Origin of the sequence: Pseudoxanthomonas sp. LH2527, from assembly GCF_022539275.1 — a bacterium.
Lineage (GTDB): Bacteria > Pseudomonadota > Gammaproteobacteria > Xanthomonadales > Xanthomonadaceae > Pseudoxanthomonas_A.
Map to the genome: position 1 here is coordinate 1 of NZ_JAKZBW010000021.1, position 23,060 is coordinate 23,060.

The following is a 23,060-nucleotide window of genomic DNA, read 5'->3' on the forward strand; positions in this document are numbered from 1 at the left end:
TGCTGCAAAGCCGGCTCCGGCAAAGTCCGCCCCCACCGCGGCTGCGACCAAGACTCCCGTGCCTGTGACCGCCGCCAAGGCGGCTGCCCAGGCCCCGGCGCCCGCCGCCAAGGTTCCGTCCCCCCCGAAGCCTGTGCCAGTCCCGAAAACGAATACCAAGAACGCCAAAACCGCCGCTGCCGCAGAAGCGCCCGTCAGCCCCCGTCCCGCCGTCGCCCGTCCCGTGGGGAAGGTCGCGGTCGCCGTGGCGGCCCGGCCTTCCGCGCCAGTCGTGCGTGGCAAGGTGAAAGAAGTGCCCTACAAGACCGATGAAGCCACCGGTCGTCCGATAGTGCCGACCGGCTACAAGCCCTCGTCCGACGAGGAGTACATGAGCACCCTGCAGCTCGAGTACTTCCGCCAGCGCCTGCTGCAATGGCGTGCCGACCTGGTCGAGGAATCCAAGCAGACCATCGAGAACCTCAAGGACGAAGTCCGCGACATCGGCGACGAGGCCGAGCGCGCGACCCGCGAGACCGAGAACTCGCTGGAACTGCGTACCCGCGACCGCTACCGCAAGCTGATCGGCAAGATCGACAGCACGCTCAAGCGCCTGGAAGCCGGCGATTACGGCTACTGCGTCGATACCGGCGAAGAGATCGGCCTGGATCGCCTGGAGGCGCGCCTGACCGCCGAGCGTACCATCGACGCGCAGGAACGCTGGGAGCACCTGCAGAAGCAGCAGGGCGACTGAGCCCGGCGTCTTCCGCAAACGGAAAGCCCCGCTCCGGCGGGGCTTTTTCGTGGGCGACCGGATCCGCTACTGCAGTTCGCGCAGGTCCAGCCGCCGCAGCCGCGGCGCTTTCCAGGCGGTCACGCCGGCCACCGACAGGATCGCGAAGCCGCCCACGATCACCGCCGGCACCAGCCCCAGCAGCCGGGCCATCGTGCCGGCGTAGAACGCGCCCAGTTCGTTCGACGAACTGACGAAGATGCCGTTGATCGACGACACGCGCCCGCGCATGTCGTCCGGCGTGGACAGTTGCAGGATGGTCGAGCGGACCACCACCGAGACGCCGTCGCACATGCCGTAGAACAGCAGGATTCCCGCCGACAGCCAGAAACTGCGCGACAGGCCGAAGGCGATGACCGCCAGGCCGAAGCCCGCCACGGCGAACAGCAGCACGCGTCCGGCGTGTTGCTGCAGCGGATGGCGGGCCAGCCACAGGCCCACGCAGACCGAACCGGCTGCCGGCATCGCGCGCAGGATGCCGAGGCCTTCCGGGCCGTAATGCAGGATGTCGTGGATGAAGGCCGGCAGCATCGCCACCACGCCGCCCAGCAGCACCGAGAACATGTCCAGCGCCATCGCGCCCAGCATGATCTGGTTGCCCAGCACGAAGCGCGCGCCCTGCGCGATGCTGGCGAACACCGGCAGGCTGACCGCCGGCGGTCCCGGCTCTTCCACGCGCAGGCGCGCAAGCACGATCGCCGCCATCAGCGCGAACACCACCGCCATCGCGTACGACAGCGTCTTGCCGCCGAAACCCACCAGCAGGCCGCCCAGCGCGGGGCCGGTGACCAGCGCCGCCTGGAAGATCACGCTGCCCAGTCCCGCGGCGCGCACGAAGTCCTCGCGCGGCAGCACCTTCGCGAACAGCGCGTTGTAGACCGGACCGAGGAAGGAGCGCGCCATGCCGGTCAGCGCGATGGCCGCGTAGATCGGCCAGGTGCCATGGACGGGCAGCTTGCCGGCGGACACCGCCACCAGGATGGCCGCCGTGGTCGCCAGCGCCGCGCAGGCGATGATGCCCACGCGCCGCCGCGGCAGGTGATCGACCAGATAGCCGGCGAACGGCGCCACGCAGAAGAACGGCAGCACTTCCGCCAGGCCCACCAGGCCCAGCGAGAAAGGATCGCGGGTCAGTTCGTAGATATGCCAGCCGACGGTGACCGCGACGATCTGGTACGACAGCAGCGCGCAGATGCGGTACGCCAGTACCGCCGCGTAGCGGCGGTTGCGCAGCAGCGAGAACGCGGACGGCGTGCCGGTTCCGCTCACTTCGCGTTCGCGGCCGTCTCGCGGATGAAGGCCAGCAGCGAGGCCAGGCCGTTGCTGCGGGTGGGCGAGAGATGCTTGGCCAGGCCGATGTCGGCGATGTAGTCGGGCGAGGTGGCCAGGATCTCCGCGGCAGAACGTCCCGCGTAGACGCGCAAGGCCAGGAAGATCAGCCCGGAGACGATCGCCGAATCACTGACCGCATGGAAATCCAGCTTCGCCACGTCGCCCGCGGGCACGATCCAGACCATGGACTGGCAGCCGAGCAGCCGGTGCTCCTCGCGCTTCCACTCCTCGGGGAACGGCGGCAGCTTGCGGCCCAGGTCGATCAGGTACTGGTAGCGTTCGGACCAGTCGCCGAAGAAGGCGAACTCGTCCTTGATCGCCGCCTGCGCCTCGGCAGCGGTGGGTTCGAGCGGAAAGATCGTGTCGGTCATGGGGTGAGCAAGCCTGGTTCAGAAGCCCCTCTCCCGTCGGGAGAGGGGTTGGGGTGAGGGTACGGCGAAGTCCGCGTGGTGCCGGCATCCAGATCTCGCCACCCCCTCATCCGGCGCTTCGCGCCACCTTCTCCTGCAGGGAGAAGGGAGTAGCAGCTCACGCCCGCTTCCAGCGCACACCCTGCGGCGTGTCTTCCAGCAGGATGCCTTCGGTCGCCAACTGGTCGCGGATGGCATCGGAACGGGCGAAGTCGCGGGACGTCTTGGCCGCCGCACGCTCGTCGATCAGCGCCTGGATGCGCGCGTCGTCGTCGGACGAGGTGCCGCGACCGAACCACTCGGCCGGATCCTGCTGCAACAGCCCCAGCACGCGACCGGCGCCGAGCAGTTCCGATTTCAGTGTGCTCAACCTTTGTGGCGTCGCGTTCACGCTTACCCAGCTATCAAGAGCCTGCACCAAGCCAGACGCGTCGAACATTTCTTCACTACTGGATTTGGGGACGACAACGCCCACGAATTCAAGAAGCTTGGAGTGCGCCTCCAAGTCAGCTGCCGAAATCTGTCTGTCAGGGGTGATTCCGATCCTGACCCGATTGACTTGGCCGACGAGCTCCAGGTGACGACGAATTTCGGCGGCGATGCGCGCGATTTCCGCCAGCGCCTGCGGCGTGTTGAGATCGTCGTCCAGCGCGTCCTCGATCACCTGCGGCGTCGCGCCGACGGCATCGACATCGCCCAGGTCCCGCAGCGTGCCGTACAGCCGGTCCAGCGTGTTTTTCGACTGCTCGACCAGAGCCTCGGACCAGTCCAGCGGTTGTCGGTAGTGCGCGGACAGCAGGGCATAGCGCAGCGCTTCCGGCGGATGCCGCTGCAGCAGGTCGTGCACCTTCTCGATGTTGCCCAGCGACTTGCTCATCTTGGCGCCGCCGAAGTTGAGCATGCCGTTGTGCAGCCAGAAGCGCGCGAACGGCTTGTGCGAGCCATCGGCGTGCTTGTGCGCGCACTCGCTCTGCGCCACTTCGTTCTCGTGGTGCGGGAACTGCAGGTCCACGCCGCCGGCATGGAGGTCGATGGTTTCGCCCAGGTGGGCCGCGGCCATCGCCGAGCATTCGATATGCCAGCCCGGGCGACCGACGCCCCAGGGCGACTCCCAGCCCGGCAGATCCGGGGTGGAGGGCTTCCACAGCACGAAATCGCCCGGATCGCGCTTGTAAGGGGCCACTTCCACCCGCGCGCCGGCGAGCATTTCCTCCGGATCGCGGCGCGACAGCTTGCCGTATTCGGCAAAGCTGCCCACCGCGAACAGCACGTGGCCTTCGGCGGCATAGGCATGGCCGCCGGCGATCAGCTGCTCGATCATCGCGATGATGTGCGGGATATGCGCGGTGGCGGCCGGCTCGATGTCCGGCGCGAACTCGCCAGTGACGCCCAGGCCGGCCATGTCGTCGCGGTAGGCGGCCGCATAGCGGTCGGTGATGGCCGAAATCGCCACCCCCAGCTCCTTGGCCGCGGCGTTGATCTTGTCGTCCACGTCGGTGATGTTGCGGGCGTAGCGCAATTGGCCGAAACGGCGGCGCAGCAGGGCTGCCAGCACGCCGAACACGACCGGCCCGCGGGCATTGCCGATGTGGACGTAGTTGTAGACGGTGGGCCCGCAGACGTACATGGTCGGGATCGGGCCAAGCGGTTGGAAGTCCTCGACCCGACGGGTGAGGTTGTTGTGCAGGCGCAGGGTCATGGGGACAGGGCAGGAGAGAGCACGGGAATTCTAACGCCACCGCCGCGCGCGGGGGTCCTGCGGCGCATCCGGCGGCCGATGTTCAGCCCCACTCAAGGCGCGATCCCTACACTGAGGCCCCTGGATACCGCTTGCAGGCCACATGCTCCGCCTCCGCACCACCCTTTTCCTGTCCTGTCTTCTGCTCACCGCGCCCGCCGTGGCGCAGGAGCGGGTGATCCCGACGGAAAACGTGCGCCTGGACTATGCACAGGTGCTGGGTGTCGAGCCGGTCTACCAGACCCTGCGCGCCACGCGCACCGAGCAGCGCTGCGACGAAGTGCCCGCCGCCATGCCCGAGGCGCCGCAGCCCGAACAGGACGAGAGCCGCTGGAGCCGGATGGTCGACTCGGTCCGCGGCTGGTTCGGCGCTGACGCCGAGCCGGAGCGGGCGCCCCCGGTGACGCTGCCCGCGGTCAAGGTCAACTGCCGCGTGGTGCCGATCGAGCGCGAATTCCAGCGCCCCATCGCCTACGACGTGGACTACATCTACAAGGGCGTGAAGTACCGTTCGCGCCTGGCCGAAGACCCCGGCAACCGCCTGCGCATCCGCATCTCCGTGGTGCCCTACGTGGCGCCCGCCCAGTCCACGGCCAGCGGCCCCTGATTCCGTGCCTGGTTGCACACGCAACCGAATCCATCCTTGCGCTGCGCCGCAGCACATGCGAGCATTCGCGCCCATGAAGATGAACGCACACGCCCATGCAGACAGCGCGGCCTCGCAGGCCTCGAGCATGACCTCGCGTGCGCGTCGACCGGAATCCTGCATCTAGCTGGGTAGCCCGGACGTTTTCGCCTGTTCGCCGGAACCCAGCCAGAGGCTGGGTTTTTTCGTTTCTGAAGCCCGTTTGCCACACTCCCGACACCAGGATGCCGTAATGAAGCACTTCTTGAACACGCAGGACTGGAGCCGCAGCGACCTCGACGCGTTGCTGACGCAGGCCGCCCTCTACAAGCAGCACAAGCTGGGCGATGCGCTGAAAGGCAAGTCAATCGCGCTGGTGTTCTTCAATCCGTCCATGCGTACCCGCACCAGCTTCGAGCTGGGCGCGTTCCAGCTGGGCGGCCATGCGGTGGTGCTGCAGCCGGGCAAGGACGCGTGGCCGATCGAGTTCAACCTGGGCACGGTGATGGATGGCGACACCGAGGAACACATCGCCGAGGTGGCGAAGGTGCTGGGCCGCTACGTCGACCTGATCGGCGTGCGCGCGTTCCCGAAGTTCGTCGACTGGGCCTACGACCGCGAGGACATCGTGCTCACGTCGTTCGCCAAGTACTCGCCGGTACCGGTGATCAACATGGAGACCATCACCCATCCCTGCCAGGAACTGGCGCATGCGCTGGCGCTGCAGGAGCACTTCGGCACCCAGGACCTGCGCGGCAAGAAGTACGTGCTCACCTGGACCTACCACCCCAAGCCGCTCAACACCGCCGTGGCCAACTCCGCACTGACCATCGCCACGCGGCTGGGCATGGACGTGACCCTGCTGTGCCCCACGCCGGACTACGTGCTGGACGAGCGCTACATGGGCTGGGCCCAGCAGAACGTCGCCGAGAGTGGCGGTTCGCTGCAGGTGAGCCACGACATCGACAGCGCCTATGCCGGTGCCGACGTGGTGTACGCCAAGAGCTGGGGCGCGCTGCCGTTCTTCGGCAACTGGGAGCCGGAAAAGCCGATCCGCGACCAGTACAAGCACTTCATCGTCGATGAGCGGAAGATGGCGCTGACCAACAACGGTGTCTTCAGCCACTGCCTGCCGCTGCGCCGCAACGTCAAGGCCACCGACGGCGTGATGGACTCGCCGCAGTGCATCGCCATCGACGAAGCCGAGAACCGCCTGCATGTGCAGAAGGCGATCATGGCCGCGTTGGTGAAGTAAGCCGGTTCTGCCCCTTCCCCCGCCTGCGGGGGAAGGCTGGGATGGGGGCGAACGGCCTCCGGAAAGTTCGACCTCGTCCCATTGCCCCCACCCCAACCCTCCCCCGCAAGCGGGGGAGGGGGCACATCACTTGAGACCTCAGAAATGACTGCTTCCGACTCCAAAGACATCGTCCTCGCCTTCTCCGGCGGCCTCGACACCAGCTTCTGCGTGCCCTACCTGAAGGAGCGCGGCTGGAACGTGCACACCGTGTTCGCCGATACCGGCGGCGTGGATGCCGAAGAGCGCGCCTTCATCGAGCAGCGTGCCGCCGAGTTGGGCGTGGCCAGCCACGTCACCGTCGATGGCGGCCCCGCCATCTGGGACGGCTTCGTCAAGCCGTTCGTGTGGGCGGGCGAGGGTTACCAGGGCCAGTACCCGCTGCTGGTGTCCGACCGCTACCTGATCGTCGATGCGGCGCTGAAGCGCGCCGCCGAGCTGGGCACGAATGCCATCGCGCATGGCTGCACCGGCATGGGCAACGACCAGGTGCGCTTCGACCTGGCGGTGAAGGCCAGCGGTGACTACCGCATCGTGGCGCCGATCCGCGAGATCCAGAAGGAACACACGCAGACCCGCGCCTACGAGCAGGCCTATCTGGAGGAGCGCGGTTTCGGCGTGCGCGCCAAGCAGAAGAGCTACACCATCAACGAGAACCTGCTGGGCCTGACCATGTCCGGCGGCGAGATCGACAAATGGGAAGCGCCGGGCGAAGGCGCGCGCGGCTGGTGCGCGCCGCGTGCCGAATGGCCCGAAGCGCCGCTGCGCGTGACCATCGGGTTCAAGCACGGTGAAGCGGTCAGCCTCGATGGCCAGCCTGTCGCCGGCGCCGCACTGCTGGCGAAGTTGAACGCCTTGTTCGCGCCGTACGGCGTGGGCCGTGGCGTGTACACCGGCGACACCGTGATCGGCCTGAAGGGCCGCATCGTGTTCGAGGCGCCGGGCCTGGTGTCGCTGCTGGCCGCGCACCGCGCGCTGGAGGAGACGGTGCTGACCAAGCAGCAGAACCGCTTCAAGCCGGAGGTCGCGCGCAAGTGGGTGGAACTGGTGTACGAAGGCTTCTACCACGATCCGCTGAAGGCCGACCTGGAGGCCTTCCTGCAGTCCTCGCAGGCCACGGTCAACGGCGAGGTGGTACTGGAGACCCGCGGCGGCCGCGTCGATGCGGTGGCGGTGACGTCGCCGCACATCCTCAACGCCAAGGGCGCGACCTACGCGCAGTCGGCCGACTGGGGCGTGGAGGAGGCGGAAGGCTTCATCAAGCTGTTCGGCATGAGCTCGACCCTGTGGGCCGAGATCAATCGCTGAGTCTTCAGGAAAAGCCCTGCCGTCATTCCAGCGCAAGCTGGAATCCAAGTTGATTCTGCCTCGGACGCTTCAGAAGCAAGAGCAAAATGGATCCCGGCCTTCGCCGGGATGACGTCTGAAACGACGACGGTCCACGGACACACACCATGCTGCCATCCGTTCTCCAACACCTCGAAAAGCTGGTGTCCTTCGACACCCGCAATCCGCCGCGCGACATCGGCACCGACGGGATCTTCGACTACCTGCGGGTCCAGTTGCCGGACTTCCGCATCGAGGTGACCGACCACGGCGCCGGTGCGGTGTCGTTCTTCGCGGTGCGCGGGCAGCCGAAGCGGGTATTCAACGTGCATCTGGACACGGTGCCGTCGTCGCCGGCGTGGAGTGCCAGCCCGCATGTGCTGCGCGTCGAGGGCGACCGGGCCATCGGCTTGGGCGCCTGCGACATCAAGGGTGCAGCGGCAGCGCTGATCGCGGCCGCGCAGGTGACCAAAGGAGATGCCGCCTTCCTGTTCACCACCGACGAGGAAGCGAACGATGCGCGCTGCATCGCCGCGTTCCTCGCGCGCGACCACGGGTTCGGCGAGGCGATCATCGCCGAACCGACCCGCTGCGAAGCCGTGCTGGCGCACCGTGGCATCAGCGCCGTCCGCATGGCGTTCACCGGACAGGCGGGTCATGCCTCGGCCGAGAACGCGCTGTCGCTCAGTGCCCTGCACAACGCGATGCGCTGGGGCACGACCGCGCTGGACTTCGTGCAGGACCAGCATCACCTGCGCTTCGGCGGGCTGACCGGCCTGCGCTTCAACATCGGTCGGGTCGAAGGCGGCATCAAGGCGAACATGATCGCGCCGAGCGCCGAAGTCCGCTTCGGCTTCCGGCCGCTGCCGTCGCAGGACATGGAACAGCTGCATGCCACGTTCCGCGGGTTCGCCAACGCCGATGCGCTGGCCGAGTACGAAGAGACCTTCCGCGGTCCGTCGCTGCCATCGGGCGATGTCGCCCGCGCCGAGGAGCGCCGTCTGGCCGCGCGTGATCTTGCCGACGAACTCGGGCTGACGATCGGCAACGCGGTGGACTTCTGGACCGAGGCGTCGCTGTTCTCGGCCGCCGGCCTCACCGCCTTCGTCTACGGGCCGGGCGACATCGCCCAGGCGCATACGGCGGACGAGTGGGTGTCGCTCGAACAGTTGCAGCGTTACGCCGATAGTGTGGCAAGGATTCTCCAGTAACCCCGTAGGGCGGGCCTTGGCCCGCCGTGCGCAACGATGACGATGGCGGGCCAAGGCCCGCCCTACACAAGCGAAGACATGGAATCGAACAAGCAAACCCGGCAGACCATCATCCGCCTGCTGTCCAGCATGGCCAGCGCGAAGGAGATCTCGCAGTACGTCAAGCGCTTCTCGCAGCTGGACGCCAAGCGCTTCGCGGTGGTCAAGGTCGGCGGCGCGGTGCTGCGCGACGACCTGGAGGCGCTGACCTCGTCGCTGACGTTCCTGCAGGAGGTCGGCCTGACGCCCATCGTCGTGCACGGCGCCGGTCCGCAGCTGGATGAGGAAATGACGGCCGCCGGCATCACCAAGCAGACCGTCAACGGCCTGCGCGTGACCACGCCGGAGGTGCTGGCGATCGTGCGCAAGGTGTTCCTGCAGCAGAACCTGGCGCTGGTCGAAGCCTTGCAGCAGGTCGGCGCACGCGCCACGTCGATCGTGTCGGGCGTGTTCGAGGCCGAGTACAAGGACCAGGCTACCTACGGCCTGGTCGGCGACGTCACCCGCATCAACCAGGCCCCGATCGAGGCCAGCATGAAGGCCGGTTCCATCCCGGTGATCGCCAGCATGGGCGAAACCGTCGGTGGGCAGATCCTCAACATCAATGCCGACTTCGCCGCCAACGAACTGGTGCAGGTGCTGCAGCCGTACAAGATCATCTTCCTGACCGGCACCGGCGGCCTGCTGGATGCGGAGGGGCGGGTGATCGATTCGATCAACCTGTCCACCGAGTACGACGAACTGATGGCGCAGCCGTGGATCAACGGCGGCATGCGGGTGAAGATCGAGCAGATCAAGGACCTGCTCGACCGGCTGCCGCTGACCTCGTCGGTGTCCATCACCAAGCCGGCCGAGCTGGCCAAGGAACTGTTCACCCATCGCGGCTCCGGCACGCTGGTGCGTCGCGGCGAGCGCGTGCTTCGCTTCGAGGGCGGCTGGGAAGGCGTGGACCTGCCACGCCTGAAGACGCTGATCGAGTCCAGCTTCGGCCGCACGCTGCTGCCGGACTACTTCGAGCGCACCACGCCGCACCGCGTCTACATCAGCGAGAACTACCGCACGGCGCTGATCCTGACGCAGGAGGAAGGCTTCGCCTATCTGGACAAGTTCGCCGTGCTGGACGATGCGCAGGGTGAAGGCCTGGGTCGCGCGGTCTGGCACGTGATGCGCGAGGAGAACCCGCAGCTGTTCTGGCGCTCGCGCCACAACAACCAGGTCAACATCTTCTACTACGCCGAGTCCGACGGCTGCTACAAGCAGGAGAAGTGGAAGGTGTTCTGGTACGGCATCGAGGACTTCGGCGACATCGAGCGCTGCGTAGCGCATTGCCGTACGCGCTTGCCGACGCTGAAGGACTGACATGGCGAACCCATCGCTTCCCGCCGCCTGGCAGCAGGTCCCCGTCCTGAGCGGGCGCCACGCGCGCCTGGAGCCAATGTCGCGCGACCATGTCGATGGCCTGCGTGCCGCCTTGGCCGGCGACGCCCTGGCCGCGCTGTGGTTCACGCAGGTGCCGAAGGCCGCGGACGCCGAGGCCTACGTCGAGGCCGTGCTTGCGGCGCAGGCCGACGGTCGCGTTCTGCCGTTCGTCGTATGCGATAGCGCGGGGCGCGTCGTCGGCAGCACGCGTTACTACGGGCTGGAAGCCGATGTACCCAAGCTCAGCATCGGCTACACCTGGTACGCGCCCGAGGTGCAGCGCACCGGTGTCAACACCGAGACCAAATTGCTGCTGCTCACGTACGCCTTTGAAACACTGGGCTGCATCAGCGTGGTGTTCGAGACCAGCTGGTTCAACCAGCGCTCGCGCACGGCGATCGCCCGGCTGGGTGCCAAGCAGGACGGCGTGCTGCGCAACCACAAGCGCCACGCCGACGGTTCGCCGCGCGATACCGTCGTCTTTTCCATCATCGATAGCGAGTGGCCCGCGGTGAAACGCAACCTGCAGGCCCGACTGGCGCAGCACGAACAGGATTCCCCATGAGCAGCAAGAAAACCGTCGGCATCGTCGGCGCCCGCGGCCACACCGGCGCGGAGCTGATCCGCCTGATCGCCCATCATCCGCATCTCGCGCTGGCCTTCGTATCCTCGCGCGAGCTGGACGGGCAGCGGGTCAGCGACCACATCCCCGGTTTCAGCGGCGACCTGCGTTACGAGAACCTCAGCCACGAGCAGGTCGGCGGCAAGGGCGCGGACGCGGTGATCCTGGCGCTGCCCAATGGCAAGGCCGCCGAGCTGGTCGCCGCCATCGACGCGCAGGCGCCGGACACGGTCGTCGTCGACCTGTCGGCGGATTTCCGCTTCGACGAGCGCTGGTACTACGGCTTGCCCGAGCTGACGCGGGATAAGTACGCGGGGCAGAAGCGCATCAGCAATCCCGGCTGCTATGCCACCGCCATGCAGCTGGCCATCGCGCCGCTGCGCGACCGGCTGGCGGGACCGCCGCAGTGCTTCGGCGTCTCCGGCTATTCCGGCGCAGGCACCACACCGTCGGACAAGAACAACACCGAGCTGCTGCGCGACAACCTGATGCCGTACGCGCTGACCGACCACATGCACGAGCGCGAAGTCAGCCGGCAGCTCGGCCTGCCGGTGGAGTTCATGCCGCATGTCGCGCCGCACTTCCGCGGCATCACCATGACGGTCAACCTGTGGTTGCAGCAGGCGATGACGGTGGATGACGTCCGCGCGCTGTATCGCCAGCGCTACGCGGCCGAGCCGCTGATCCGCATCCTCGACGAGGCGCCCTGGGTCAGCCGCATCGCCGGCCGGCATGGCGTGGAGATCGGCGGCTTCACCCTGGCGCCGGGCGGCAAGCGGCTGGTGGTGGTGGCCACGCTCGACAACCTGCTCAAGGGCGCCGCGACGCAGGCGATGCAGAACCTCAACCTGGCGTTCGGGTTCAACGAACTGGACAGCATTCCGCAGGAGATGGTGGCATGAGCGACCTGTTGTGGCAGAAACCCGGCGTGGCGGTGGACGCGGAGATCCAGCGTTTCCTCGCCGGTGACGATGTGCTGCTGGACCGCGAGTTCTTCCTGCACGACATCCAGGCCAGCGCCGCGCACGCGGAAGGCCTGCAGCGCATCGGCATCCTGTCCGGCGACGAACTGGCTGGCCTGAAGCGCGAACTCGACACCCTGGCGGACGATTTCCGCCGCGGCGAGTTCGTCCTTGATGAACGCTTCGAGGACGGCCACTCCGCCATCGAGGCGCGGCTGACCGAACGGCTGGGCGATGCCGGTCGCAAGATCCACACCGGCCGCAGCCGCAACGACCAGATCCTGGTCGCCACGCGCCTGTGGCTTAAGGAAAAGCTGGCGCGCGTGGCCACGCTGTCGCGCGAGATCGCCAAGGTCGCGCTGGACCGCGCGCAGGCCGAGCGCGACCTGCCGCTTCCCGGTTACACGCATATCCAGCGCGCCGTCGTGTCGTCGGCGGGCATGTGGTGGGCCGGCTGGGCCGAAGCCTTCATCGACAACGCCATCCGCGCACGCGACACGCTGGCGCTGGTCGACGCCAATCCGCTCGGCACCGCTGCCGGCTACGGCGTCAACCTGAAGCTGGACCGCGAACACACTACCGCCGCGCTCGGTTTCGCGCGCATGCAGGTCAGCCCGATCTACGCGCAGCTCTCGCGCGGCAAGTTCGAGATGGCCGCGCTGGAAGCGCTGGGCGGCGCCACGCTGGATCTGCGCCGCATCGCCTGGGACCTGTCGCTGTTCACCAGTGCGGAATTCGGTTTCGTCGCGCTGCCGGCGCAGTACACCACCGGCAGTTCCATCATGCCTAACAAGCGCAATCCGGACGTCATCGAACTGATGCGCGCCACCCACGCCAGCGTCGCCGCCGCGCGTACCGAGATCGAACACCTGCTGTCGCTGCCGTCGGGCTACCACCGCGACCTGCAGGCCAGCAAGGGCGCCATCTTCCACGGCTTCGGCCGCGGCCTGCCGGCGCTGGAACTGCTGCCCGCGCTGCTGGCCAACCTGGAATGGCGCGAAGACAAGCTGCGTGCCGCGATCGATTCGGGCATGTACGCCACCGATGTCGCCGTCGAAGCCGCCGTTGCCGGCGTGCCGTTCCGCGAAGCCTACAAGGCCGCGGCCGCGTCCGCCGACAGCGCGGGGCAGGGTCGCACGCCCGAAGGCAGCCTCGCCGCACGCGTGTCGCCCGGTGCGGCCGCCGACCTGCGCCTGGACGAACTGCTCGCACGCTGGAGTGCGCTGTGACGCGCTATCTGGTCATGGCGATGCGGCGCCCGGATTTCGATGAGGCCGTCATCGCGCCGCACATCGCCTTCCTCGACGAACTGCGCGCCGCCGGACAATTGGACATGACCGGCGGCTTCAGCGACAGCAGCGGCGGTGCTTACGTGCTGGTCAATGTCGCCTCGCTGGACGAAGCGAAGGCGATCGCCGCACGCGATCCGCTCGCGCTGACCGGCACGTCGGAACTGACGGTTTACGAATGGAACACCCGCTGAGCTGAGCCGATGACCCACGCCACGCCGCACCCGTTCACCGAACACCCGTTGCCGGCCTGGCGTCGCGCCGTGCTGAAGGTCGGCAGCAGCCTGCTGGCGGCGGACGGCGAAGGCCTCAGTCCACGGCATGCGCTGAACCTGGCGCAGTTCGTGTCGTCCAGCATTGCGGCGGGCAGGGAAGTGGTCATCGTCTCGTCGGGTGCCGTCGCGGCGGGTCGCGGGCTTCTGCACCGCAAGCCGCAGGCTGGTGTGGCGATGGCGGAACGGCAGGCGCTGGCAGCGTTGGGCCAGGCGCAGCTGATCGCGCTGTGGCAGCGCTTCTTCGACCGTCCCGTCGCGCAGGTCCTGCTGACGCATGACGACCTGCGCAACCGCCGCCGTTACCTCAACGCGCGCGCCACCCTGCAGGAACTGCTGGCGCTGGGCGCCCTGCCGGTGGTCAACGAGAACGACACCGTGTCGGTCGACGAGCTCAAGCTCGGCGACAACGACAATCTCGCGGCGGTGGTCGCGGCGCTGATCGATGCCGACGCGCTGTTCATCGCCACCGACATCGACGGCTTCTACACCGCCAACCCGCGCACGCACGCGGATGCGCAGCCGATCCTCGACGTGGAAGCGCTGACGCCCGAGTTCTTCGCCATGGCCGGCGGCGCCGGCAGCGGCGTGGGCACCGGCGGCATGCATACCAAGCTGGAAGCGGCGGCCAAGGCGGCGGCGGCCGGCATCGAGACCTTCCTGTTCAACGGCACGCAGGCGGCCACCGTGTCGGCGCTGTCGCGCGGCGCCTTGCTGGGCACGCGCTTCCGTCCCGCGCAGAACCGGCTGGCCGCGCGCAAGTACTGGTTGCGCAATGTGCCGGTAGAGAGTGGGGCCATCGTCGTCGACGCGGGCGCGGCCAACGCGATGGGCCAGAAGGGCGCCTCGCTGCTGCCGGGCGGCGTGAGCACCGCCGAGGGCGATTTCCGCCGCGGCGACATGGTCGAGCTGGTGCTGCGCGACGAGGCCGGCGACCGTCGCATCGCACGCGGCGTCAGCCAGTATTCGGCGGTCGACATCCGCCGCATCGCGCGTCGCCATTCGCGTGAGATCGAAGCCATCCTCGGCTACACCTACGGCGAGAACGTCGTCCATCGCGACGACCTGGTGCTGCTGTGATGCATCGCCGTCCCGTATCGCACGCTGTTGTAGGAGCGCCCTCGGGCGCGATGCTTTCTGGCCTGAAATCCGAAACAGGAGCATCGCGCCCTAGGGCGCTCCTACAAAGGCATGGATCGCATGACTGATCGTGAGCAAGGAGGTCGCATGACCGACATCAAGATGCTGGCGCTGCAATGCCGCGACGCGGCCACCGCCATCGCGGGCCTGCCGACGGCGGAGAAGAACACGCTGCTGCGTACGATGGCCGATGCGCTGCTGGCCGACGAAGCCGCGATCCTGGCGGCCAATGCGCGCGACCTGGAGGCTGCGGCGGCGAAAGGCACCGGCACCGCCATGCTGGATCGGCTGCGGCTGGATACGGCGCGCCTGCATGGCATCGCGGCCGCCGTGCGCGAGGTGGCGGAGCTGCCGGACCCGGTGGGGCAGGTGACCCGCGCCTATGACCGTCCCAACGGCATCCATGTCGAACGCGTGCGCGTGCCGCTGGGCGTGATCGCGATGATCTACGAGGCGCGGCCGAACGTCACCGCCGATGCGGCGGGGCTGTGCCTGAAGGCCGGCAACGCGGTGATCCTGCGCGGTGGGTCGGAGGCGATCCATTCCAACACCGCCATCGCGGCGGCGTTGAAGCGCGCCCTGCGCGAGGCCGGCCTGCCGGACGCGGTGCTGACGCTGGTCGAGGACCTGCGCCGCGAGACCATCCTGGAGCTGATCCAGCTCAGCGAGGTAATCGATCTGGTCATCCCGCGCGGTGGCGAGGGGCTGATCCGCTTCGTTGCCGAACACGCGCGGGTGCCGGTCATCAAGCACTACAAGGGCGTCTGCCACCAGTACGTGGACGCCGGTGCGGACGAGGACCTGGCGCTGGCGCTGCTGCTGGACGGCAAGGTGTCGCGGCCGTCGGCCTGCAATTCGCTGGAGACGTTGCTGGTGCATCGCGACATCGCGCCGACGTTCCTGCCGCGCGCGGCCGAGGCGCTGCGTGCGCGGGGTGTCGAGGTGCGGGCGGATGCGGCAGCCAGGGCATTGATGCCGGATGCGCTCGCCGCGACGGACGAGGATTTCGCCGCGGAGTTCCTCGATCTGGTGATCGCGATTGGTGTGGTCGACGACCTGGACGCCGCCATCGCCCATATCCGCCGCTATACGTCAGACCATACCGAGGTCATCGTCACCCGCGATGCGGCGCATGCGGAGAAATTCCTCAACGCCTTGCGGTCAGCCGTGGTGATGGTCAACGCCTCGTCGCGCTTCTCCGATGGCGGTGAGTTGGGGCTGGGCGCGGAGATCGGCATCTCCACCACGCGGCTGCATTCGTATGGCCCGATGGGGCTGGAGGCGCTGACGGTGGAGCGGTTTGTGGTGCGTGGGGAGGGGCAGGTGCGGCATCCGGATCTGCTTGGCTGAAGCTTTTTTTACGGATGCAGATGTTGGGGTTCGCAGGCTCACCCCGACCTATGGTCCGGGTCTGCTAGGCTGACTCTAGGGGCCAAAGCGGAGGGGAAGGTCAATGCCTGAGATTGAGTGGCAGTGCACTCACTGCAACAACTACGTGACCATCACGAAAGAGCGCAGGACGGTGAGTACGCACTTCTTGAACTTTGAGAACTCGATTGGACAACTCGCAGTCCGTTCTGTTTTCCATGTCTGTCCGAATCCGTCGTGCAGAAAGCCGACGTCGTGGGTGGCAATGTGGTCGTGGAAATGGGATGGAGGGCAATCGTTGGACAAAGAGCTGAAGGAATGGCGTCTCTATCCAGAGGGCGGTGCGAAGCCATTTCCAGACTACATTCCTGCCGCAATTCGTGCCGATTACGTCGAGGCCTGCCTTATTTCGGAGGGTAGTCCGAAGGCGGCCGCAACTCTGGCGCGCCGCTGTTTACAGGGCGTGATTAGGGACTATTGGAAGGTCAAGCCTGGCCGACTCGTTGATGAGATCGACGCCATCAAGGACGAGACCGATCCATTGACGTGGGAAGCTATTGATGCGGTAAGGAGACTTGGGAACATAGGGGCGCACATGGAGAAGGACATTAATTTGATTGTTGATGTCGATCCTAATGAGGCCAATCTGATGATTTCCCTAGTTGAGACATTGCTGAGTGAGTGGTACGTCGGCCGCCATGAGCGCGAAGTAAGGATGAAGGCAGTTGTCGCTGCAGCAGATGCAAAGAAAGCTCCGGCGCCGTAGGTCCGGCGTGAACGAAAAGGACATTCTTTGTGGATTACTGCTTCTATTTGGATTGGAGCGGGTTGAAACCGGACGAGTGGGCTGCATGGGCGCAGGCCGTTCTTTCCGCAGCGCATAGGTTGGGGTGATCGGAGTGAAGCCCAACATCGATACGCGGATATCTCCTGGTGTTGGGGTTCACAAGCTCACCCCAACCTATTGCCTCCACATCAGCGGTAGGGGATAAGGCCTGGTGGCGGAGAGAGAGGGATTTGAACCTCAAGCCGCCTGAGTGACTCACTTGAGGTGCCGGAAATAGGAATCGAACCGAGCCTCGCACGACCATCGCCTGCACGGCGACCCGTGGAATATCAGAACTATGCAGGCACAAAAAAACCGCCACTAGGGCGGTTTCGTCGTAACACGCTGAATCTATTGGTCGGGGAGACAGGATTCGAACCTGCGACCTCTACGTCCCGAACGTAGCGCTCTACCAGACTGAGCTACACCCCGACTGAGCGCGACATTGTAGTGAAGCCGCCGGGCCGAGGCAAGACTTCGATGCGGGGTCGGACTTCCGTCCCGGCCGGACCCCGCAAAAGCTGCGGGGGCTGCGGCGGGCACGTAAAATGTGCCGTTCACGAAAGCCGGAGTCTCCCTTGATCAAGCCCCGTACCCCGCCTGGCGTCATGGAGCTGCTCCCGCGCGAGCAGATCGCCTTCCAGCGCATGCTGGACACCATCCGCCGGAACTACGAGCGCTTCGGCTTCCTGCCGGTGGAAACCCCCGTCTTCGAACTGTCCGAGACCCTGCTGACCAAGTCCGGCGGCGAGACCGAACGGCAGGTCTACTTCGTCCAGTCCACGGGCGCCCTGGCCAAGGAAGGCGAAGGCCTGCCCGAACTGGCCCTGCGTTTCGACCTGACCGTACCGCTGGCCCGCTATGTGGCCGAGCACGAACACGAACTGACCTTCCCCTTCCGCCGCTACCAGATCCAGCGCGTCTACCGCGGCGAACGCGCCCAGCGCGGCCGCTTCCGCGAGTTCTACCAGTGCGACATCGACGTGATCGGCAAGGACGCGCTGAGCGTGCGCTTCGACGCCGAGATCCTGGCCGTCATCCATGCCGTCTTCAGCGAGCTGGGAATCGGCGACTTCACCATCCAGCTCAACAACCGCAAGCTGATGCGCGGCTTCTTCGAGGCACAGGGCGTCACCGACGGCGAACAGCAGGCGCTGGTGCTGCGCGAGGTCGACAAGCTGGACAAGCGCGGCGCCGACTACGTGCGCGAGACGCTGACCGGTGAAGGCTTCGGCATGTCGGCCGACAGCGTGGACCGCATCCTCGACTTCGTCGCCGTGCGCAGCAGCGGCCATGCCGACGCGCTGTCGCGACTGGAAGCGCTGGGGCAGGGCAGCGACACCTTCAACCAGGGCATCGCCGAACTGCGCGAAGTGCTGGACCTGGTCAAGGCGCTGGGCGTGCCTGAAAGCGCGTACTGCCTGAACTTCTCCATCGCCCGCGGCCTGGACTACTACACCGGCACCGTCTACGAGACCCAGCTGGACGGCTACCCGCAGATCGGCTCGATCTGCTCCGGCGGCCGCTACGAAGACCTGGCCAGCCACTACACCAAGTCCAAGCTGCCGGGCGTGGGCATCTCGATCGGCCTGACCCGCCTGTTCTGGCAGCTGCGCGAGGCCGGCCTGATCGCCGGCAGCGACGAGAGCAGCGTGCAGGCCATGGTCGCCCTGATGGACGACGGTCAGCTGGCCGAGTCGCTCGACATCGCGCGCCGCCTGCGTGCGGCCGGCATCAACACCGAAGTGCAGATGGAAGGCCGCAAGCTGGCCAAGCAGTTCCAGTACGCCTCGCGTGCCGGCATCCGCTTCGTGGTGCTGGTGGGCGAGGACGAACGTGCGCGCGGCGTGGTGACGGTCAAGGACCTGCAGCGCGAGCAGCAGTTCGAAGTGACGCGCGAGGAACTGGCCAGCAGCCTGAAAGTGGAGCTGGAACAGGCCCGCGCACTGGCGGGGCGCTGACATGAAACCGATCCTGCTGGATGGCGCATCGCTGACCCGCGACAAGCTGGTCGAGATCGCGTTCGGGGCCAGCGTCGAGCTGGACAAGGGCGCGCTGAAGGCGGTGGCGCGTGCCGCCGATTTCCTGGCCGAACAGGTGCGCCGCGAAGAGCCGATCTACGGCGTGTCCACCGGCTTCGGCAGCAACGCCGACAAGCTGCTCGGCGCGCATCCGTTGCGCGATGAACTGCCGGGCGCGGTGAAGTCCGGGCGCTCGCTGCACGAAGAGCTGCAGTACAACCTGATCGTCACCCATGCGGTCTGCGTGGGCGAGCCGATGGCGCCGGAGATCGTCCGCGCCATGCTCGGCATCCGCATCAACACGCTGCTGAAGGGCCACTCCGGCATCCGCGTGGAGACGCTGCAGGCGATGGCGGCCATGCTCAACGCCGGCATCGTGCCGGTGGTGCCGTCGCTGGGCTCGGTCGGCGCCTCCGGCGACCTGGCACCGCTGTCGCACCTGGCCATCGTGCTGCTGGGCGGTGGTGAGGCCTTCTACGAGGGCGAGCGCATCGCCGGCGCGGACGCATTGCGGCGCGCCGGCCTGTCGCCGGTCACGCTGTCGTACAAGGAAGGCCTGGCGCTGAACAACGGCACCGCGCAGATGCTGGCGATGGGCGTGCTGGCCACCTACCGGCTGGACCAGTTGCTGGACACCGCCGACGTGGCCGCCGCGATGACCATCGACGCCTTCGCCGGCCGCCTGGGCGCCTTCGCCGAAGAGGTCCATGCGTTGCGCCCGCACCCGGGCCAGGTGCACGTGGCCGCGCGCCTGCGCGAGCTGCTGGACGGCTCCACGCTGGCCGACATTCCCTACCACCTGGTGCCGAAGTTCCGCCCGTGGCTGCCGCGCAGCTGGGACACCGCCGAGGCGCAGGCGCTGCGCTTCGACATCGGCTGGGACTGGGTGCCGACCGACCAGCGCCACGGCCGCGAGAAGTTCTACGACCGCTTCATGCCGTTCCGCGGCGGCAAGAAGCACCAGCCGCAGGACAGCTACTCGCTGCGCTGCATCCCGCAGGTGCATGGCGCCGTGCGCGACGCGGTCGAGCAGGCCCGGCGCGTGCTGGAAATCGAACTCAACGCGGTCACCGACAATCCGCTGGTGTTCCCCGACAAGCAGGCCGCGCACGTCGAGGAGCAGGTGATCTCCGCCGGCCACTTCCACGGCATGCCGCTGGCGCTGGCCATGAGCTACGTGAAGGCGGCCATTCCCACGCTGGCCTCGATCTCCGAGCGCCGCCTCAACAAGCTGGTCGATCCGGCCACCAACGACGGCCTGCCGGCGTTCCTGATCGGCAACGAGGACGGCACCGAGTCGGGCCACATGATCGTGCAGTACTCGGCGGCGGCCATCGTCAACGACCTGGCCAGCCGCGCGCATCCGGCCAGCGTGTTCTCGGTGCCGACCAGCGCCAACGCGGAAGACCACGTGTCGATGGGCGCCAACGAGGCACGCCATGTGCTGGCGATGGTGCAGGACCTGGGCAAGGTGCTGGCGCTGGAGCTGTACACCGCCGCGCAGGCGCTGGACCTGCGCCGCGACATGATCAACGCGGCGCGTGCGCTGTCCGATCGCACCGATGCCGAAGGACTGGCGGTGAAGGTGGCCGGTGGCCCGCAGCCGGGTGCGGACGGACGTGAGGTCTTCCTGGCGGAAGTCGAAGCGCTGCGCGCCGCGCTGGCGTCCAGCGACGCCTTCCATCCCGGTCACGCGGTGGCGGCCGCGCATGCCGCAATCCGCGCGAAGATCCCGTTCCTGGAACGCGACCGCGCGCTGGATGGCGAAGTGGCCACCGCCGTGCGGCTGGTGGAGTCGGGCGAGATCCTGGCGGCGGTGCGCAGCCGCTGAGTCGGAGGGCAGGGTGCTGTAGGAGCGACGTCAGTCGCGACCTAGAAAACAATGCTGTCCTGATGAAAGGGGCAGCCAGCGAAGGTGCTGCGTCCGGTTCCGTGGTTTGGCGGGAGTTCCGTGCGGTTGGGGTGTACGGTCGCGACTTACGTCGCTCCTACAGCGGGGCCCCACGCCCTACAACGTCCGCACGCAATCGCGCCCTTCGGCCTTGGCGGCGTACAGCGCCTGGTCGGCGACCTGCAGTGCCGATTCCAGGCTGTCGCGGGCTTCCAGGTCGACGCAGTGCACGCCGATGCTGGCCGACACGGCGATCTCCAGCGTGCCGCTGCGGCAGGGCGCGGCGCGCAGCGCCTGGCGCAGTTCCTCGGCCACCACGCTGGCTTCGCCCAGGCCCATGCCGGGCAGGGCGGCGATGAACTCCTCGCCACCGAACCGGGCCAGCAGCGCGCCATGCGGCCGCAGCGTTTCAGCCAGGGTGTTGGACGTGCAGCGCAGGCAGTCGTCGCCGACCAGGTGGCCGTAGGTGTCGTTGATGCGCTTGAAGTGGTCCAGGTCGATCATCAGCAGCGAGATCGGCCGCTGCGAATTGCGCGACTGCGACAGCAGGTGCTCGAACGCCTCGCGGAAATGCGTGCGGTTGTACAGGTCGGTCAGGCCATCCAGGCGGCTGGATTCGCGCAGCCGGTGGTGGGCGCTTTCCAGTTCGGACATCGCCTGGCGCAGTTCGCCGGTGCGCTCGATGACCTGCGCCTCCAGCGAGGTCTTGGCCTGGCGCACGATGCGCTCGTTCTCGTTGCGCAGGGCGGCGTAGCGGTAGCCCAGTGCGACCGACAGCAGCAGCATCTCCAGCGCCGAGCCGATCTGCACGCCGTACTCGGTCAGGAAGGTCTTGGGCAGCAGGCCGAACGCCAGCGCCACGAAGATGCCGGTGCCCAGCAGGAACATCGCCCACGCCAGCAGGAACACCTTCGCCGGCCGGTAGCCGCTGCGCACCACCACCAGCGCGACCACGGCGATCCAGACGATGCTGGGGAACACCGCCGCCGAGGCGATCGGCGTGGCCACGTGGTAGGGCAGCTGGGTGGCGGCGATGCCGAGCAGCACGAAGAACGCGATGATCGCCTTGCTGATGCGGTCGCCCCATCGCCATCGTGTGTTGAGGTCGAGGAAGGTGCGCGAGAACTGCTGCATGCCGATCTGCGCGAGGCAGACCGACAGCGGTACCGCCTTGTCCGCCAGCCAGGTGGAATGCGGCCAGAAGTATTCGAAGCCCAGCCCGTTCAGGGTGAACAGCACCAGCCCGAACGCGGTGATGTGGAACAGGTACCAGAAATAACTGCCGTCGCGCAGCACCAGCCACAGCACCAGGTTGTAGAAGAACAGCGCCAGCAGGATGCCGTAGTAGATGCCGATGCCCAGCTGGCCGTCGCGCGAGAGTTCGGCGAACGCGGTGGGCGTGTACAGGAACAGCGGCACCTGCATCGAGCTCTGGCTCTGCACGCGCACCAGCAGGTCCACCTGTTCGCCGGTCGGCAGGTCGAGCCAGAAGTTGGGATGGCGGTAGCGGATGCTGCGCTGCTCGAACGGGAACGTGTCGCCGCCCACGTGGTGAACGACGCGTCCGTCGGGATAGCGCGCGTAGACATCGATGCGATCGCTCAGCGCGTACTGCTGCACCAGCAGCCAGCGTTGTTCGTGCGGATTCTCGTTGGTGACGCCGACGTGGAACCAGAAGGCGCCGGTCTGGAAGCCGAACGACGCGTCGCCGTCGGGCAGCGGCGAGAAGCGGCCTTCGGCCAGCTGGCGCGTGGCGCCTTCGACGGTCGTGGCGCCCCCGGCATCGTGCAGGTAGGTGGTCTGCGGCGCGAGCGGCAGGTAGCTGGCGTCGGGCGCGATGCGGGCGGGCGTGCCGGCAGCGGCCAGCAGGGGAAACAAGGCGAGCAGCAGGAGCCAGCCCGCCAGCCTGTGGCGCGCGAATGGCGAAGTGCCTGATGCCGTCATGCCCGTCCCCCCGGGGTGCCGTCGCGGCCGCCGGGGTTTCCGGTCGGGCCTTCGGGCGTCCTTGGCAGTGTACTCATCGTCCCTGTCCGCTCCAGTCCATTGCGGTCCCCCGTCTGTCTGTCCGAGACAACGCAATCGGCGGCGCGATCCAGACAGGCGGGTTGACGCTTTGCAGCAATCGGATTAATGTACTAGCGCATTAATACATTGGATCACGAGTTCCGCATGAAGCGCCGTTTCCCCCACGAAGCAGCGGATCCCGCCGCCGGCCCGGTGCAGGCGCTGTCCGAAGCCCTGTCCGCGCTGGACCGGCCGGACGAGGTGCGGGCCTTCCTCGAAGACCTCTGCACCCCGGCCGAGCTCGAAGCCATGTCCGACCGCTGGCGGGTGGTGCCGCTGCTGCTGAAAGGCGTGCCGTACCGCGAGATCCACGACCTGACCCAGGTCAGCGTGACCACCATCGGCCGCGTCGCGCGCACGCTGGAGCGGGGGGCGGGTGGTTATGCCACCGCCGTCCAGCGCCAGCAGGCCGCCGCGTCCTCCGCTTCCCACTGAGTAC

20 protein-coding genes and 1 tRNA gene are annotated in these 23,060 nt (G+C 67.3%); 16 read left to right on the forward strand and 5 right to left on the reverse strand.

Translation table 11 applies throughout. The features are described from left to right. Window positions 1–733 (forward strand): RNA polymerase-binding protein DksA (dksA, locus tag MMG85_RS12200; protein ID WP_241046292.1); only part of this gene is annotated, 733 nt, incomplete at its 5' end. A gap of 66 nt (window positions 734–799) precedes the next feature. Here dksA and MMG85_RS12205 read toward each other — a convergent pair. The 3 genes from MMG85_RS12205 to cysS all read right to left on the reverse strand — a co-directional run bounded on the left by MMG85_RS12205 (window position 800) and on the right by cysS (window position 4,213). Further along, window positions 800–2,041: an MFS transporter gene (locus MMG85_RS12205; protein WP_241046293.1), complete on the reverse strand. Its 1,242-nt coding sequence runs from the start codon at window positions 2,039–2,041 to the stop codon at window positions 800–802. Next, entirely contained in the window at window positions 2,038–2,475 is a 438-nt protein-coding gene (locus MMG85_RS12210) for a SufE family protein (RefSeq protein ID WP_241046294.1), read from the reverse strand. The genes MMG85_RS12205 and MMG85_RS12210 overlap by 4 nt, the downstream gene beginning before the upstream one ends. 157 nt (window positions 2,476–2,632) lie before the next feature. Beyond that, window positions 2,633–4,213, reverse strand: coding sequence for a cysteine--tRNA ligase (cysS, locus tag MMG85_RS12215; protein WP_241046295.1), 1,581 nt, complete (start codon window positions 4,211–4,213; stop codon window positions 2,633–2,635). Between the two features lie 142 nt (window positions 4,214–4,355). On the opposite strand from cysS, the gene MMG85_RS12220 reads away from it, so the two are divergent. The 12 genes from MMG85_RS12220 (at window position 4,356) to MMG85_RS12275 (ending at window position 16,585) form a co-directional block, all read left to right on the forward strand. Beyond that, window positions 4,356–4,859, forward strand: coding sequence for a hypothetical protein (locus tag MMG85_RS12220; RefSeq protein WP_241046296.1), 504 nt, complete (start codon window positions 4,356–4,358; stop codon window positions 4,857–4,859). A 271-nt stretch (window positions 4,860–5,130) separates the two neighbouring features. Continuing rightward, window positions 5,131–6,132 (forward strand): N-acetylornithine carbamoyltransferase, encoded by a 1,002-nt coding sequence (locus tag MMG85_RS12225; protein ID WP_241046297.1) that lies wholly within the window; start codon window positions 5,131–5,133, stop codon window positions 6,130–6,132. 144 nt (window positions 6,133–6,276) lie between these two features. Beyond that, window positions 6,277–7,479 (forward strand): argininosuccinate synthase, encoded by a 1,203-nt coding sequence (locus MMG85_RS12230; protein WP_241046298.1) that lies wholly within the window; start codon window positions 6,277–6,279, stop codon window positions 7,477–7,479. Window positions 7,480–7,625: 146 nt separating this feature from the next. Next, complete coding sequence (locus MMG85_RS12235) at window positions 7,626–8,708, forward strand: acetylornithine deacetylase (RefSeq protein ID WP_241046299.1); 1,083 nt, start codon at window positions 7,626–7,628, stop codon at window positions 8,706–8,708. A gap of 78 nt (window positions 8,709–8,786) precedes the next feature. Then, entirely contained in the window at window positions 8,787–10,106 is a 1,320-nt protein-coding gene (locus tag MMG85_RS12240; protein WP_241046300.1) for an acetylglutamate kinase, read from the forward strand. Between the two features lies 1 nt (window position 10,107). Continuing rightward, window positions 10,108–10,731 (forward strand): GNAT family protein, encoded by a 624-nt coding sequence (locus tag MMG85_RS12245; protein WP_241046301.1) that lies wholly within the window; start codon window positions 10,108–10,110, stop codon window positions 10,729–10,731. After that, on the forward strand, window positions 10,728–11,690 hold the full coding sequence (gene argC, locus MMG85_RS12250; RefSeq protein ID WP_241046302.1) for an N-acetyl-gamma-glutamyl-phosphate reductase: 963 nt from the start codon (window positions 10,728–10,730) through the stop codon (window positions 11,688–11,690). Before MMG85_RS12245 ends, argC begins: the two co-directional genes overlap by 4 nt. Further along, complete coding sequence (argH, locus tag MMG85_RS12255) at window positions 11,687–12,979, forward strand: argininosuccinate lyase (RefSeq protein ID WP_241046303.1); 1,293 nt, start codon at window positions 11,687–11,689, stop codon at window positions 12,977–12,979. Before argC ends, argH begins: the two co-directional genes overlap by 4 nt. A 14-nt stretch (window positions 12,980–12,993) precedes the next feature. Continuing rightward, window positions 12,994–13,233, forward strand: a complete 240-nt coding sequence (locus MMG85_RS12260; protein WP_241046347.1) for a YciI family protein — start codon at window positions 12,994–12,996, stop codon at window positions 13,231–13,233. A gap of 9 nt (window positions 13,234–13,242) precedes the next feature. After that, a complete protein-coding gene (gene proB / locus MMG85_RS12265; protein ID WP_241046304.1) occupies window positions 13,243–14,391 on the forward strand; it encodes a glutamate 5-kinase in 1,149 nt (382 codons plus the stop codon). Window positions 14,392–14,538: 147 nt separating this feature from the next. Beyond that, a complete protein-coding gene (locus MMG85_RS12270; RefSeq protein ID WP_241046305.1) occupies window positions 14,539–15,801 on the forward strand; it encodes a glutamate-5-semialdehyde dehydrogenase in 1,263 nt (420 codons plus the stop codon). A gap of 316 nt (window positions 15,802–16,117) precedes the next feature. After that, window positions 16,118–16,585, forward strand: coding sequence for a DUF4145 domain-containing protein (locus tag MMG85_RS12275; protein ID WP_241046306.1), 468 nt, complete (start codon window positions 16,118–16,120; stop codon window positions 16,583–16,585). A 415-nt stretch (window positions 16,586–17,000) separates the two neighbouring features. On the opposite strand, the gene MMG85_RS12280 is transcribed toward MMG85_RS12275, so the two are convergent. After that, window positions 17,001–17,077 (reverse strand) — tRNA-Pro (locus tag MMG85_RS12280). Between the two features lie 146 nt (window positions 17,078–17,223). On the opposite strand from MMG85_RS12280, the gene hisS reads away from it, so the two are divergent. Both hisS and MMG85_RS12290 read left to right on the forward strand, forming a co-directional pair. Continuing rightward, window positions 17,224–18,606: a histidine--tRNA ligase gene (hisS, locus tag MMG85_RS12285; RefSeq protein WP_241046307.1), complete on the forward strand. Its 1,383-nt coding sequence runs from the start codon at window positions 17,224–17,226 to the stop codon at window positions 18,604–18,606. A gap of 1 nt (window position 18,607) precedes the next feature. Next, a complete protein-coding gene (locus tag MMG85_RS12290; RefSeq protein WP_241046308.1) occupies window positions 18,608–20,497 on the forward strand; it encodes an aromatic amino acid ammonia-lyase in 1,890 nt (629 codons plus the stop codon). A gap of 177 nt (window positions 20,498–20,674) precedes the next feature. Here MMG85_RS12290 and MMG85_RS12295 read toward each other — a convergent pair whose 3' ends face one another. Continuing rightward, window positions 20,675–22,501 (reverse strand): diguanylate cyclase, encoded by a 1,827-nt coding sequence (locus tag MMG85_RS12295; RefSeq protein WP_241046309.1) that lies wholly within the window; start codon window positions 22,499–22,501, stop codon window positions 20,675–20,677. Window positions 22,502–22,726: 225 nt separating this feature from the next. Here MMG85_RS12295 and MMG85_RS12300 point away from each other — a divergent pair, with 225 nt between their 5' ends. Then, window positions 22,727–23,056 carry a YerC/YecD family TrpR-related protein gene (locus MMG85_RS12300; protein WP_055942446.1) on the forward strand — a complete coding sequence of 110 codons (330 nt, stop codon included), beginning with the start codon at window positions 22,727–22,729 and terminating at the stop codon, window positions 23,054–23,056. Window positions 23,057–23,060: the final 4 nt, after the last annotated feature.